The sequence below is a fragment of the Pseudomonas lundensis genome, assembly GCF_015377145.2.
Lineage (GTDB): Bacteria > Pseudomonadota > Gammaproteobacteria > Pseudomonadales > Pseudomonadaceae > Aquipseudomonas > Aquipseudomonas lundensis.
In genome coordinates this window covers 4,847,054-4,861,135 of sequence record NZ_CP062158.2, presented here as the reverse complement: position 1 = coordinate 4,861,135, position 14,082 = coordinate 4,847,054, and the positions used below count along the sequence as shown (strand labels likewise).

At 58.3% G+C, this 14,082-nt stretch carries 10 protein-coding genes and 1 pseudogene; 6 read left to right on the top strand and 5 right to left on the bottom strand.

The features are described 5' to 3' along the window. Nucleotides 1–189 precede the first annotated feature (189 nt). Entirely contained in the window at nt 190–1,950 is a 1,761-nt protein-coding gene (locus tag IF654_RS22645) for a cation:proton antiporter (protein WP_047279039.1), read from the top strand. A gap of 102 nt (nt 1,951–2,052) precedes the next feature. On the opposite strand, the gene IF654_RS22640 is transcribed toward IF654_RS22645, so the two are convergent. The 4 genes from IF654_RS22640 to uvrD all read right to left on the bottom strand — a co-directional run bounded on the left by IF654_RS22640 (nt 2,053) and on the right by uvrD (nt 6,290). Beyond that, nucleotides 2,053–2,460 (bottom strand): SMI1/KNR4 family protein, encoded by a 408-nt coding sequence (locus IF654_RS22640; protein WP_014720555.1) that lies wholly within the window; start codon nt 2,458–2,460, stop codon nt 2,053–2,055. Nucleotides 2,461–2,596: 136 nt separating this feature from the next. Further along, a complete protein-coding gene (locus IF654_RS22635) occupies nt 2,597–3,448 on the bottom strand; it encodes a Tim44 domain-containing protein (RefSeq protein ID WP_047279043.1) in 852 nt (283 codons plus the stop codon). 179 nt (nt 3,449–3,627) lie between these two features. Continuing rightward, entirely contained in the window at nt 3,628–4,068 is a 441-nt protein-coding gene (locus IF654_RS22630; protein WP_047279712.1) for an EamA family transporter, read from the bottom strand. Nucleotides 4,069–4,106: 38 nt separating this feature from the next. Then, nucleotides 4,107–6,290, bottom strand: a complete 2,184-nt coding sequence (uvrD, locus tag IF654_RS22625; RefSeq protein WP_047279711.1) for a DNA helicase II — start codon at nt 6,288–6,290, stop codon at nt 4,107–4,109. Between the two features lie 398 nt (nt 6,291–6,688). On the opposite strand from uvrD, the pseudogene IF654_RS22620 reads away from it, so the two are divergent. The 3 genes and pseudogenes from IF654_RS22620 to IF654_RS22610 all read left to right on the top strand — a co-directional run. Next, nucleotides 6,689–8,365, top strand: a pseudogene (locus tag IF654_RS22620) (putative bifunctional diguanylate cyclase/phosphodiesterase); the annotation flags it as partial. A 156-nt stretch (nt 8,366–8,521) separates the two neighbouring features. Beyond that, entirely contained in the window at nt 8,522–9,388 is an 867-nt protein-coding gene (hexR, locus tag IF654_RS22615; protein ID WP_047279049.1) for a transcriptional regulator HexR, read from the top strand. A 139-nt stretch (nt 9,389–9,527) separates the two neighbouring features. After that, the gene (locus IF654_RS22610; RefSeq protein WP_047279051.1) at nt 9,528–9,740 is read left to right on the top strand and encodes a PA3496 family putative envelope integrity protein; all 213 of its coding nucleotides are present in this window, start codon (nt 9,528–9,530) and stop codon (nt 9,738–9,740) included. Here IF654_RS22610 and IF654_RS22605 read toward each other — a convergent pair. Continuing rightward, on the bottom strand, nt 9,682–10,644 hold the full coding sequence (locus tag IF654_RS22605; RefSeq protein ID WP_047279710.1) for a LysR family transcriptional regulator: 963 nt from the start codon (nt 10,642–10,644) through the stop codon (nt 9,682–9,684). The genes IF654_RS22610 and IF654_RS22605 overlap by 59 nt on opposite strands. Before the next feature lie 190 nt (nt 10,645–10,834). Here IF654_RS22605 and IF654_RS22600 point away from each other — a divergent pair, with 190 nt between their 5' ends. Together IF654_RS22600 and oadA are read left to right on the top strand one after the other, a co-directional pair. Then, nucleotides 10,835–12,250: an acetyl-CoA carboxylase biotin carboxylase subunit gene (locus IF654_RS22600; RefSeq protein ID WP_047279055.1), complete on the top strand. Its 1,416-nt coding sequence runs from the start codon at nt 10,835–10,837 to the stop codon at nt 12,248–12,250. Nucleotides 12,251–12,261: 11 nt separating this feature from the next. Then, on the top strand, nt 12,262–14,070 hold the full coding sequence (oadA, locus tag IF654_RS22595) for a sodium-extruding oxaloacetate decarboxylase subunit alpha (RefSeq protein ID WP_047279057.1): 1,809 nt from the start codon (nt 12,262–12,264) through the stop codon (nt 14,068–14,070). Nucleotides 14,071–14,082 lie beyond the last annotated feature (12 nt).

Sequence of the window (14,082 nt, the reverse complement as noted above, 5' to 3'; positions counted from 1 at the left end):
CTGCCGTCACGCTCTGGCGCACATGTTTCCACATATTGCGCTGCCTTTCTGCGGTAAATCCCGGTGTTAACCTGCAAACGCCCGTTTGCCGGGTATTTCCTACACTTCAAGCGTCCGCTACGCACAGAGTAATCCTCTGTGTCTGTCGTTTTGTTTCTGGACAGCACTCACACAAGGAGGCGACACGTCATGCATGCCATCAGTTTTATTCAGGATCTGGCAGTCATCATGCTGGTCGCAGGTGTGGTGACCATTCTATTTCACCGTTTCAAGCAGCCCGTGGTCTTGGGGTACATCGTGGCGGGTTTCATCATTGGCCCGCATACGCCACCGTTTGGCCTGATTCACGACGAACAGACCATCAAAACCCTGGCGGAGTTGGGGGTGATATTCCTGATGTTCTGCCTGGGGCTTGAGTTCAGCCTGCGCAAACTGTTCAAAGTGGGCGCCACGGCGTTTATCGCGGCGTTCATGGAAATCACCCTGATGATCTGGATCGGCTACGAGATTGGCCGCTGGTTCGACTGGAACACCATGGACGCGTTGTTCCTCGGCGCCATCTTGGCTATCTCGTCGACCACGATCATCGTCAAGGCGCTGAACGACCTGAAAATGAAAAACGAACGATTCGCACAGCTGATTTTTGGCGTGCTGATCGTCGAGGACATTTTGGGCATCGGGATTATTGCCCTGCTTTCCAGCATCGCCGTCAGTGGCAGCGTGAGCCCGGAAGAGGTGTTCTCGACCGTCGGCAAACTCTCGTTGTTCATGATCGTGGCGTTGGTCATTGGCATTTTGCTGGTACCCCGGGTACTGGCTTATGTAGCCCGGTTTGAAAGCAATGAGATGCTGCTGATTACCGTGCTGGGGCTGTGTTTTGGTTTCTGTCTGCTCGTGGTCAAGCTGGAGTACAGCATGGTGCTGGGGGCGTTTTTGATCGGTGCAATCATGGCCGAATCCCGGCAGCTGCTGAAAATCGAAAGGCTGATCGAGCCAGTGCGTGACCTCTTCAGTGCGATCTTTTTCGTCGCCATCGGCTTGATGCTCGATCCTGCCATCTTGTGGGAATACGCTCTGCCGATAGTCGTCATTACCTGCGCGGTAGTACTGGGCAAGATGTTGTCCTGTGGCTTGGGTGCGTTTATCGCAGGCAATGATGGACGGACCTCGCTGAGAGTCGGGATGGGGCTCTCTCAGATCGGAGAGTTTTCATTCATCATCGCGGCACTGGGCATGACCTTGCAGGTCACCAGCAGCTTCCTGTACCCCGTAGCGGTCGCTGTATCGGTGCTGACCACCCTGATGACCCCGTATTTGATTCGCGCCGCTGATCCGCTCTCGCTCAAGCTGGCGCAGATCATGCCCAACCGGGTGTCGCGCGTGTTCGGGCTCTATGGCGAATGGCTGAGCAGTATTCAGCCCCAGGGCGAAGGGGCACGGTTGGCGGCGATGATTCGCAAGATCTTGCTGCAGGTGGGTGTCAATCTGGCTCTGGTGATGGCCATTTTCTTTGCCGGGGGGTATTTCGCCCCTCGCATTGCGGTGTATTTGCAGGGGTGGGTGATGAAATCGAGCTGGCAGCACGGCTTGATCTGGGGCGCCGCGTTATTGCTGTCGCTGCCGTTTCTGATCGCGGCGTATCGCAAACTCAAGGCACTGTCGATGCTCTTGGCAGAGATGGGGGTTAAACCCGAGATGGCGGGGCGGCACACACAGCGCGTCCGTCGCGTGATTGCTGAAGTGATCCCGATTCTGTCGTTGCTGGTGATCTTCTTGCTGCTGTCAGCCTTGTCCGCCAGCATCTTGCCGACCAATGAACTGCTGATCGTGATTGCGGTGGTTGCAGCCGGGGTCGCGGCGGTGTTGTGGCGCTGGTTCGTGCGCATTCACACGCGCATGCAAGTGGCCTTGCTGGAAACCCTCGACAATCACAAGGATGTGGGCCACTAGCGGCCTGGTTTATCTTCTGCAGGAGCGAGCTTGCCTCGTGATGGGGATGGTGCTCAGCCCCTCTCGCGCACGCTCACTCCTGCAAAGCAGCTGGCGGGTGTATCAGCTTTCCAGCCAGACATCCCGTGCCCAGTGCCAGACCGATTCCCATGTCTCTTCGGTAACCAGCTCTTCTTCGGCGGACCACAGCACGACCGTGCCGTCTTCCTCGACGCAGTAGTAGTCGTCGCCGTCCTGACAGATAGGGATCAGACTGCGGTCTACGCCCGCATCCCATGCATTGGCCGCGACGTCAGGCAGGTAGGTATGCGATTGCGGGTCGGTCACAGTGACCGGCTCTAGGCTGCCATACACCACGTCGCTGACTGTCAGCAAAAACTCTCGGAAAACAAAGGGAATATCGATGAACAGCTGTTCTTCGATTTCCACCAGCAAATCTTCGTCAGGCAGTTCCAGAGGAACCGGGACGGGTTCATTTGCCTCACGCAATTGTTCAATGATCTCTTCCACGACCTCAATCCTCATACTCTAATGGCGCGGTTTTATATGACGCGCTTTATACAGTAGCTCGTTATAAGTGCAATCGTGAAATGCAAAGCCCCGGACAAGTCCGGGGCTTTGGTTACAACCTGTTAAGCGAAATCGATCAGCCGTTCTGACGGATACCGGCTACAAGCCAAGGCTGGTTTTCACCTTGAACGCGTTCCATGTTCCAGCTTTCGCTGAAGGCTTCACCCTGATCAAAACGCGAGGTTTTGGAGAGGCCGCTGAACGTCAGTGTGGCGATGGTTTTATCGGCGCGATCGTCCAGGCCGTCCAGCTGAACGGTCAGGTTGTCGATGTACGTCGAGTTGAAGCCATCACCCAGATCAGCGCGCTCGCGCTTGAGGAATTCAAGCATTTGCGGAGTGACGAACTCAGCGATCTTGTCCATTTCATTAGCGTCCCAATGCTGTTGCAAGGACTGGAAATGGTTGCGCGCGGCTTCCAGGAAGCTCTGCTCGTTGAACCAGGCGGGCGCGTTGATGACCGGGCGTGGCGCCGCGGCAGAAGAACCGCCACCGAAGATCGACGCAGTGGCTGGCTTGGCGTCGAACGCTTCGCGCTGCATCGGTGCGTGACCCGCCGGGGCCAGGTCAGCTTGTTGCTTGCGACGACGCGCGGCGATGAAGCGGAAGATCACAAACGCAATGACCGCCATGATCAGGATGTCGAAGATCTGCATGCCCTGGAAGCCGTCGCCCATGAACATGGAAGCCAGCAGGCCGCCGGCAGCGATACCGGCCAGAGGGCCAAGCCAGCGTGAAGCACCACCGGCCTTGGCAGCTGCGCCAGCAGCGGCAGGGGCTGCGGCTGGAGAGGCAGGAGCGGCTTGGCGAGTCTGGTGGCTAGGCGCCGAACCAAAACTTTTGCCGCCGCCGAAGCGCTTGGCATTTGCGTCGAGACTCATCGTCAAACCGATGCACAACGCCATGGCGATGCTAAGAAAACGTTTCATAAAGGGAATTCCCATTTGTGGATGACACGCGCGCCATGGTGCACAGGTGAGGTGTGACTGGCTAGCGGTGAAGTGTTTCGGGTTTTTGCCTAATTTAGAGTAAGACGTTTCTTTGTATTCTGTAGTTCACGTTGAAAAGCCACGATTGTCGACTCAGTGGGGCCCACGGTACGGCGTCTCTAGCGCTTGAGCGCCAGCATCACCACGCCCGCCGTGATCAAGCCGATTCCGCCCCATTGCCGCAGGTCGAGTTTTTCGCCCAGCAGCAGTACACCGATGATCGCCACCAGTACCACGCTGAGCTTGTCCACCGGTGCGACGAGTGACGCGGGCCCCAGTTTCAAGGCGCGGAAGTAGCAAAGCCAGGATGCCCCGGTCGCCAACCCCGACAACGCTAAAAACAGGTAACTGCGTGGGGAAATCGAACTCAGCGGTTGATACTGGCCTGTGGCGTAAAGAATCAGCGCTAGGCTGACCAGCACCACTGCGGTACGCAACAACGTCGCGAAGTCGGAATTGACGTGTTCGATTCCGACCTTGGCAAAGATCGCCGTCAGCGCGGCGAACGTGGCTGACAACAGGGCCCAGAATGTCCAGGAAGAAAAAAAGCCTGAGCCCATGTTGCCTACCTTATCGTCCGATGGCTGTCGGGTTGCTGTCAGACCGCCTCAAGTTTGGCGTAGCCCATCATCAGCCACTTGCTGCCTTCAGAGAAGTTGACCTGCACCCGCGCCTGCGCACCGGCGCCCTCGAAGTTGAGGATCACACCTTCACCGAATACCGCATGCTTGACCATCTGACCCAGTTTGAATTCGGTTTCCGGAATCTCCGAACCCCCAAACAGGGTGCTGGCGCTCTGCTGTTGACCGCCGCCGAAAGGGCGGCTGACGCTGTTGGACAAACGCACTTCCTGAATCAGCCCTTTTGGCACTTCACGTACGAAGCGTGAAACCTTGTTGTAGGTCTCGCTACCGTAAAGACGTCGGGTCTCAGCATAGGTCATCACTAGGTTCTGCATGGCCCGTGTGATGCCCACGTACGCCAGTCGGCGCTCCTCCTCAAGACGACCGGGCTCTTCAAGGCTCATCTTGTGCGGGAACAGGCCTTCTTCCATGCCCACCAGGAACACGTAGGGGAATTCCAGCCCTTTGGCGCTGTGCAGGGTCATCAACTGGATGCCGTCTTCGTGCTCTTGCGCCTGGGTGTCGCCGGCCTCCAGCGACGCATGGCCGAGGAATGCGGCCAACGGTGTCAGTTCTTCGTCTTCTTCCGTGTTCTCGAAGTTGCGCGCGGCGCTGACCAGTTCCTCAAGGTTTTCTACCCGGGCCTGGCCTTTCTCACCTTTTTCAGCCTGGTGGTAGGCAATCAGCCCGCTTTGCTCGATCACGGTCTGGGTCATCAGATGCAAAGGCATCTCCATGACTTTTGCCGCGAGGCTTTCGATCAATTCGACAAAACCGGCAATGGCACCCGACGCACGGCCGGGCAGCGCTTTATTGGCGATCAGCTGGCGCATGGCTTCCCACATCGACACATCATTGTGACGTGCGTGTTCACGAATCGCTTCGACGGTTTTTTCGCCAATACCGCGAGCCGGGACGTTAATCACCCGCTCCAGTGCAGCATCATTCCCACGGCCTTCAAGCAAACGCAGGTAGGCCATGGCGTTCTTGATCTCGGCGCGTTCGAAGAAGCGCTGGCCGCCATAAATTCGATAAGGAATGCGTTCGCGCAACAACGCCTCTTCCAATACCCGTGACTGGGCGTTGGAGCGATACAAAATGGCGATGTCGTTGTGCGCCAGCCCGGTTTTCAGCGCGCTTTCGATGGTTTCAACCACGTAGCGGGCTTCATCGTGCTCGTTGAATGCGGCGTACAGATTGATCGCTTCGCCATCGCCGCCGTCGGTCCACAGCTCTTTACCCATGCGCCCGGTGTTATTGGCAATCAGCGCGTTGGCGGCCTTGAGGATGCCCGCCGTGGAGCGATAGTTTTGCTCCAGACGAATGGTTTCGGCGTCGGGGAAGTCTGTGGAGTACTGGTAGATGTTCTCAATTTTGGCGCCGCGCCAGCCGTAGATCGACTGATCGTCATCGCCGACCACCATCAAGCTGTCGCCACCCTTGGCCAGCAAGCGCAACCAGGCGTATTGAACGGCGTTGGTGTCCTGGAACTCGTCCACGAGAATGTGCCGGAAACGCTTTTGATAGTGCGCCAGCAGGCCCGGGTTATCGCGCCACAGATCGAGCGCACGCAACAGCAACTCGGAGAAGTCGATCACACCTGCGCGCTGGCACGCGGCCTCATAGGCCTCATAAATGCTGCGCATGGTGGCCAGGAACAAATCGCCGCTGGCCTGAATATGTTGCGGACGCAGGCCTTCGTCTTTTTGACCGTTGATAAACCACTGCGCCTGACGCACTGGCCAACGCTGTTCGTCCAGCCCCAGTTCCCGAATCACACGCTTGACCAAGCGTTGCTGGTCGTCGCTGTCGAGGATCTGGAAGGTCTGGCTCAGCCCGGCTTCTTGCCAGTGAGCCCGCAGCAGGCGATGCGCCAGCCCGTGGAACGTCCCGACCCACATGCCGGCCGGGTTGATCCCCATGAGCTGTTCGATGCGATGACGCATCTCGGCAGCGGCCTTGTTGGTGAACGTCACCGACAGGACGGAGTGGGGTGAGGCGTTCTCGACCTGGATCAACCAGGCGATACGGTGCACCAGCACACGGGTTTTGCCGGAACCTGCGCCGGCCAGGACCAACTGACGCCCGACACTGGCCGTGACGGCCTGACGTTGGGCATCGTTGAGGGAATTCAATAAGAGAGAGAGATCTTCGCGCATCGGGGCATTCTAGGGTGCTGGCTCAAACCGGGCAAACGCCAATCCTGTTCCCGCGGGCCGTCTGTCGCAGCTTCGGCACACGTCTTTGAAAAGGCAGGCCGCGCATCTGTTAATTGCGTGGCGTTATTTCGTCTTTTTAATGACGTGTCTCAGTTTGGTCGTGAGCATTGCTTGTGTATGCTCGGGCGACTTTTTTGGCTCATCCACTGATAAGAATATTGCCAATGATTCAGGGTCTTAGTGCGTCGGGTGTGTTGATCGGCACCGGGCTCGGTTTTTTTCTGACTGTGCTGGGGGTTGCCGGCTGGCAAGTCAATCAGCGCCGTCGTGGGAAATCTCAATCTTTGCCGACACTGCCAGAGGCGCAGTCCCCGGCTGCGGAGCGTTTACGCGAGGCTGAGCAGCGACGCCTGGCGGCCACCGTCTTTGAAGCGGCCAGCGAGGGCATTGTGATCCTCGACCCGGATTACCGCATGTTGGCGGTGAATCAGGCATTCAGTCGATTCAGCGGTTATGCGGTTGAAGAACTGGTCGGCCGCCGCGTGAGCGAGCTGGCGTGCAGCCGCGATGCGCTGCGCCACTTCCCGGTCATCCAGCCTGTTTTGGAGCAGCAGGACCGCTGGCAGGGTGAGTTGGTTGAAACGCGCAAAACCGGCGAGTTGTACCCGCAGTGGCTGCAATTGAAAGTGGTGCGTGATGATGACGGGCACATCAGTCATATCGTGGCGTTTGTCAGTGACCTGTCGGCGCGGCGCCGCTCCGAAGCCCGTGTTCGCCACCTTACCCACTTCGATGAACTGACCGGACTGGCCAATCGCCTGTTGTTCAAAGAGCGGCTTGAAGAGGCCAATCAACGGGCTCGCCAAGGCGCGCGTAACCTTGCCCTGCTGTACATCAACCTGGATCGATTCAAGCTGTTGAACGACAGTCTTGGATCAGAACTGGCTGATCAGGTCCTGCACAAAGTCGCCAGACGCCTGACCAAAGCGCTGCCTGAAGCCGACACCATCGCGCGGTTGTCAGGGGATGAGTTCGCGGTGTTGTTCGACTCCTACGCCAGCCTGACCAGTCTGGCGCGGGTCGCGACGCGGCTGCTGGCCAAGCTGGGCCGGCCGCTTATGATTGAGGGCCATGAACTGGTCATCAGCGCGTCCATGGGGATCAGCCTGCTGCCCGACAGTGCGCGGGACATCGCCACGCTGGTGAGTCAGTCGAATCAGGCCATGCTCCAAGCCAAGCACTTGGGCGGCGGCAGTTTTCAATTCTTCAGCCACAGCTTGCAGCACAGCACCCTGGAGCGCTTACAGCTGGAAAACCAATTGCGCAAAGCGATTGCCGAACAGCAACTGACCGTCTTCTATCAACCCAAGATGTGCCTGGCGACGGGCCGTATGAACGGAGCCGAAGCACTTGTGCGCTGGGATCACCCCCAGTTGGGCAGCGTGCCGCCGGGCGATTTCATCGGCCTGGCCGAAGAGACCGGGCTGATCGGGCCCATCGGTGAGTTTGTGTTGCGCGAGGCGTGTCGGCAGGCCTGCCAATGGCAGCGCGAAGGGCTGGGGCCGATACGGGTGTCGGTCAATTTGTCGGTGCACCAATTACGGCAGGGCAAGCTGGTCAGTCTGGTGCGTCAGGTGCTCGAAGAATCCGGGCTGGCGCCGCAGTATCTGGAGCTTGAATTGACGGAAAGCCAGCTGCTCGACAGCGTTGAGTCCATTATTTCGACCTTTGAGCAGTTGCATCAGTTGGGCGTCAAACTGGCGATTGACGACTTTGGCACCGGGTATTCCTCCCTCAGTTACCTCAAACGGTTTGCCGTGGACTACGTCAAAATCGACCAGACCTTCATTCGTGGCGTAGGGCGCTGCGCTGAAGACGAAGCCATCACCAAGGCAATCATTGCGATGGCTCATAGCCTTGAATTAATGGTTGTGGCAGAAGGCGTGGAAGAAGACGTGCAACTGGCTTTTCTCAAGGCGCAACAGTGCGACGAAGTGCAGGGGTATTTGATCAGTCGTCCGATTAACGCGGCCGCTTTGGGCGATTTATTGCGCAGCGATGTAGTCTTTTTGTAGTGCTCAAAAGGGCTACATAGAGCGCGGGCGGCCTGAATAGGGGAGGAAGCCGCGGTTTTAGTCGTGGATTGGTTGGGCAGAAAACGAATTCTTGTAGTATAACTACAAGATTGCTACATCCCGGCCATCCAACCCTTTCAGACCGAGTCCTGCCCTTTGAACTTGCTGCAACATATCGCCCAGTCACGCCACTTGTTACGTAAATCGGAACTCAAGGTCGCCGATCACGTGCTGCTTGATCCTGCGGCTGTAATGCACAGTTCCATGGCCGACCTTGCCCACAGCGTGGGTATCAGTGAGCCCACCATCGTGCGCTTTTGCCGGGCGATTGGTTGCTCGGGGTTTCAGGACCTGAAACTCAAGCTGGCGCAAAGCCTTGCGGCGGGTGCCAGCTTTGGCCAGTTTGCCATCCACGAAGACGACTCGGTCGCTGACTACAGCCTGAAAATTTTCGACACCACACTCCACACCCTGATGGACGTGCGCGAAAAACTCGACCCGGTCGCTTTGCAGCGCGCTGTGACAGCGATGTCTCAGGCCCAGCGCGTCGAGTTTTATGGCTTTGGTGCGTCGGGTGCCGTGGCGGCGGATGCTCAGCACAAGTTTTTCCGTTTGTTACTGACGGCAGCGGCGTACTCCGACCCACACATGCAGGCGATGTCGGCTGTCACGTTGAAGCCCACTGACGTGGCGATTTGCATTTCCCAGTCCGGGCGCTCCAAGGACCTGTTGATTACCGCCAACCTGGTGCGTGAAAGCGGTGCGACATTGATCACCTTGTGCCCGAGCCAAACGCCGCTGGCGGAACTGGCGACCGTCAACCTGGCGATTGATGTGCACGAAGACACCGAAATCTATACGCCGCTGACCTCGCGCATTGCGCACCTGGTGGTGATCGATGTGCTGGCCATGGGCGTGGCCATGGCGCGCGGCCCGAGCCTGGTCAACCACCTGAAAAGCGTCAAACGCAGCTTGCGCAGCCTGCGCCTGTCGCCTAAATCGCTGAAAAACATAGAAGACTAACAGCCCCTGGCGCTCTCCCTTCTCAACAGGGAGAGCGGGCGCACCCAGCGCGTTTCACGCATCTGTCATCTCGACTTCCCTAATTCGTCATAAATCTGGTCCATCGTAAAGCTCCCGTACACGCCTTGGGAGACTCGAAATGGCTCAGCCTTACGAAGAACGCAACAGCGCCGTCAAAACCCGCCGCCAACAGGAAGATCAGCGCCGCATGGCCTTCCGACGTGCGATTGAAGACCATACGGACCAGCGCCAATTGCGCCTGGAAACAGCCGACTACCCGGACCTGAGCGCCATCAATTATTGGCAAGCCTCGTCGGCAAGTGGCCGTCGAAGCGCTCAACCAACGCGCTGATTTGCAGACGCTCGCTGCGGATAAACCCCAGAAATGCATGCGCCACCGGTGACAGGCGCTTGGCTTTGGCCTGCACCACGCACCAACTGCGGTACAGCGGCAACTCCTCGACAGGCAGCTCGCGCAGCAAGCCTGTCGCCAACTCCAGGCTGACGGCGTGGCGCGTTAACAGCGCCACGCCCAGCCCGGCCACGGCGCACTCACGCTGGGCATCGGTCGAGGCCACCTCCAGCGTTTGATTGAAGTGCACGCGCTTCTCCTTGAAATACTCCTCACACGCCCTGCGCGTGCCCGACCCTTGCTCGCGCATTAACAGCGTGAAGGGTTCCAGGTCCTGCAAATGCAAGGTGTCGCGCTGGCTCAGCGGGTGGTCGGGCGGGGCGACGGCCACGATCGGGTTATTCAAAAACGGCAAAAATTCCAGCCCCATGTCCAGCGGCACCATCGACATGATCACCAGATCATCGCGGTTGTCCGACAGCCTGCGCACTGCTTGTGCGCGGTTGACGACCGTGAGCTGCAAATTCACTTCCGGGTGCTGGCGCTTGAACGCGGCGAACAGGTGTGGCACGAAATACTTCGCGCTGGATTCCACCGCCAATTTCAGTTGACCTTGCAGCGAGCCGAGCATGTCGGACAACTGCATATCTAGGTTTTCCAGGCGGCCAAAAATATCGCGACTGGCGCGCTGAAGCGCTTCAGCGGCTTCGGTCATGTACAGTTTTTTGCCCACATAATCGAACAACGGCTGCCCGATCAGCTCTTCTAACTGACGAATTTGTAGACTTACGGCGGGTTGCGTCAGCGACATTTCTTCTGCCGCACGGCTGTAAGAACGCAGGTCACACACTTCATTGAACACTTGAAGTTGTCGAAAAGTGATACGCATCAATGACTTACGCATTTTTGACGTTTATTCCGAGCGCAGGGGGTGGGCTGACTATAAGTCGTTACTTATGCACAACCCAAGAATTATTGATTTTTGTTTATCAATGCGCAGGTCTAGTGTGACGACACAACGGTTCAGACACATTTGGACACGTGCCGACCTGGTCTAGCAGGTCGTTTGTTCCATGGGCTTTAGGAAAATCCAAGTGATAAAAAAGATCCTGATCGCCAACCGCGGAGAAATTGCTGTGCGCATCGTGCGTGCCTGCGCCGAGATGGGCATTCGCTCTGTCGCGGTCTACTCCGAAGCGGATCGGCATGCTTTGCACGTCAAGCGCGCCGATGAAGCGCACAGCATTGGTGAAGACCCGCTGGCCGGTTATCTGAACCCGCGCAAACTGGTGAACCTGGCGGTCGAAACCGGCTGTGACGCCTTGCACCCCGGTTACGGCTTCTTGTCAGAAAACGCTGAATTGGCTGACATCTGCGCAGAACGCGGCATCAAGTTTATTGGTCCGGCCGCTGAAGTCATTCGCCGCATGGGTGACAAGACCGAAGCCCGCCGCAGCATGATCAAAGCCGGTGTGCCGGTCACGCCAGGCACCGAAGGCAACGTGGCCGATATCCACGAAGCGTTGCTCGAAGGCGAGCGCATTGGCTACCCGGTCATGCTCAAGGCCACCTCGGGCGGTGGCGGTCGCGGCATTCGCCGTTGCAACAGCCGTGAAGAGCTGGAGCAAGCCTTCCCCCGTGTGATCTCCGAAGCCACCAAAGCCTTTGGTTCGGCCGAAGTGTTCCTCGAAAAATGCATCGTCAACCCCAAGCACATCGAAGCGCAGATTCTCGGTGACAGCTTTGGCAACGTGGTGCATCTGTTCGAGCGTGACTGCTCGATTCAGCGCCGTAACCAGAAGCTCATCGAAATCGCCCCAAGCCCCCAGCTGACCCCGGAACAGCGCGCCTACATCGGCGACCTGTCTGTGCGCGCAGCCAAGGCCGTGGGCTATGAGAATGCTGGCACCGTGGAGTTCCTGCTCGCCGAGGGCGAGGTGTACTTCATGGAGATGAACACCCGGGTGCAGGTGGAACACACCATCACCGAAGAAATCACCGGCATCGACATCGTTCGCGAACAAATCCGTATCGCCTCCGGCTTGCCGCTGTCGATCAAGCAAGAAGACATTCAGCACCGCGGCTTTGCCCTGCAATTCCGGATCAACGCCGAAGACCCGAAAAACAACTTCCTGCCCAGCTTCGGCAAGATCACGCGCTACTACGCGCCCGGTGGCCCCGGCGTGCGCACAGACACGGCGATCTACACCGGCTACACCATTCCGCCGTTTTACGACTCCATGTGCCTGAAGCTGGTGGTGTGGGCGCTGACCTGGGAAGAAGCGATGGACCGTGGTTTGCGCGCCCTCGACGACATGCGTCTGCAAGGGGTCAAAACCACGGCCGCGTACTACCAGGAAATCCTGCGTAACCCGGAATTCCGTAGCGGCCAGTTCAACACCAGCTTTGTCGAAAGCCATCCCGAACTGACCAACTACTCGATCAAGCGCAAACCCGAAGAGCTGGCATTGGCCATCGCTGCCGCCATCGCCGCCCACGCAGGCCTGTGAGGAACATAAGAATGTCCAAGAAGATTTTTGTAACTGACACCATCCTGCGTGACGCCCACCAGTCGCTGCTGGCGACCCGCATGCGCACCGAAGACATGCTGCCGATCTGCGACAAGCTCGACAAAGTCGGCTACTGGTCGCTGGAGGTGTGGGGCGGCGCGACGTTTGATGCCTGCGTGCGCTTCCTCAAGGAAGACCCGTGGGAGCGTCTGCGCCAACTGCGCGCGGCACTGCCCAACACCCGCCTGCAAATGTTGCTGCGCGGCCAGAACCTGCTGGGCTATCGCCACTACAGCGACGACGTGGTCAAAGCATTTGTGGCCAAGGCTGCGGTCAACGGCATCGACGTATTCCGCATCTTTGACGCCATGAACGACGTGCGTAACCTGCGGGTCGCCATCGAAGCGGTCAAGGCGGCTGGCAAGCACGCACAGGGCACCATCGCCTACACCACCAGCCCGGTTCACACCACCGAAGCGTTCGTGGCGCAAGCCAAGCAGATGGAAGCCATGGGCTGCGATTCCGTCGCCATCAAAGACATGGCCGGTCTGCTGACACCCTTCGCCACGGGTGATCTGGTCAAGGCACTGAAAGCTGAAATCAGCCTGCCGATTTTTATTCACTCCCACGACACCGCCGGTCTGGCAGCCATGTGCCAGCTCAAAGCAGTGGAAAACGGCGCCGACCACATCGACACCGCGATCTCCAGCTTCGCGTGGGGCACCAGCCACCCTGGCACCGAATCGATGGTTGCAGCCCTCAAAGGCAGCGAATACGACACCGGCCTGGACCTGGCGCTGTTGCAGGAAATTGGTTTGTACTTCTACGCCGTGCGTAAGAAGTATCACCAGTTTGAAAGCGAATTCACCGCCGTTGATACCCGTGTGCAGGTCAACCAAGTGCCGGGCGGCATGATCTCCAACTTGGCCAACCAGCTCAAAGAGCAGGGCGCACTGAACCGCATGAACGAAGTGCTGGCCGAGATCCCGCGGGTGCGCGAAGACCTGGGCTTCCCGCCGCTGGTGACCCCGACTTCGCAAATCGTGGGGACGCAGGCGTTCTTCAACGTACTGGCAGGCGAGCGCTACAAAACCATCACCAACGAAGTGAAACTTTACCTGCAAGGTGGCTACGGCAAGGCGCCGGGCGTGGTGAATGAAAAGCTGCGTCGTCAGGCGATCGGCAACGAAGAGCTGATAGACGTGCGTCCGGCCGATTTGCTCAAGCCGGAAATGGTCAAACTGCGCGGTGAAATTGGCGCGCTGGCCACGTCCGAAGAAGACGTGCTGACCTACGCCATGTTCCCGGACATCGGCCGTAAATTCCTTGAAGAGCGTGCGGCGGGTGCCTTGGTGCCTGAAGCCCTGCTGCCGATCCCGGAAGCGGGCGGCGTGACCAAGGCCGGTGGCGAAGGCGTACCGACCGAATTCGTGATCGACGTACACGGCGAAAGCTACCGCGTGGACATCACCGGAGTGGGTGTCAAAGCCGAAGGCAAGCGTCACTTCTACCTCTCCATCGACGGCATGCCGGAAGAAGTGGTGTTCGAGCCGCTCAACGAATTCGTCGGCAGCGCGATTGGCAAGCGCAAGCAAGCCAGCGAACCGGGCCACGTCAGCACCACCATGCCGGGCAACATCGTCGATGTACTGGTCAGCGTCGGCGACACCGTCAAGGCAGGCCAATCGGTGCTCATTACCGAAGCCATGAAAATGGAGACTGAAGTACAGGCGGCCATTGCCGGCAAAATCATCACCATCCATGTAGTCAAAGGCGACCGCGTCAACCCGGGCGAAATCCTGATCGAAATCGAAGCCTGATACGCCTTTGAT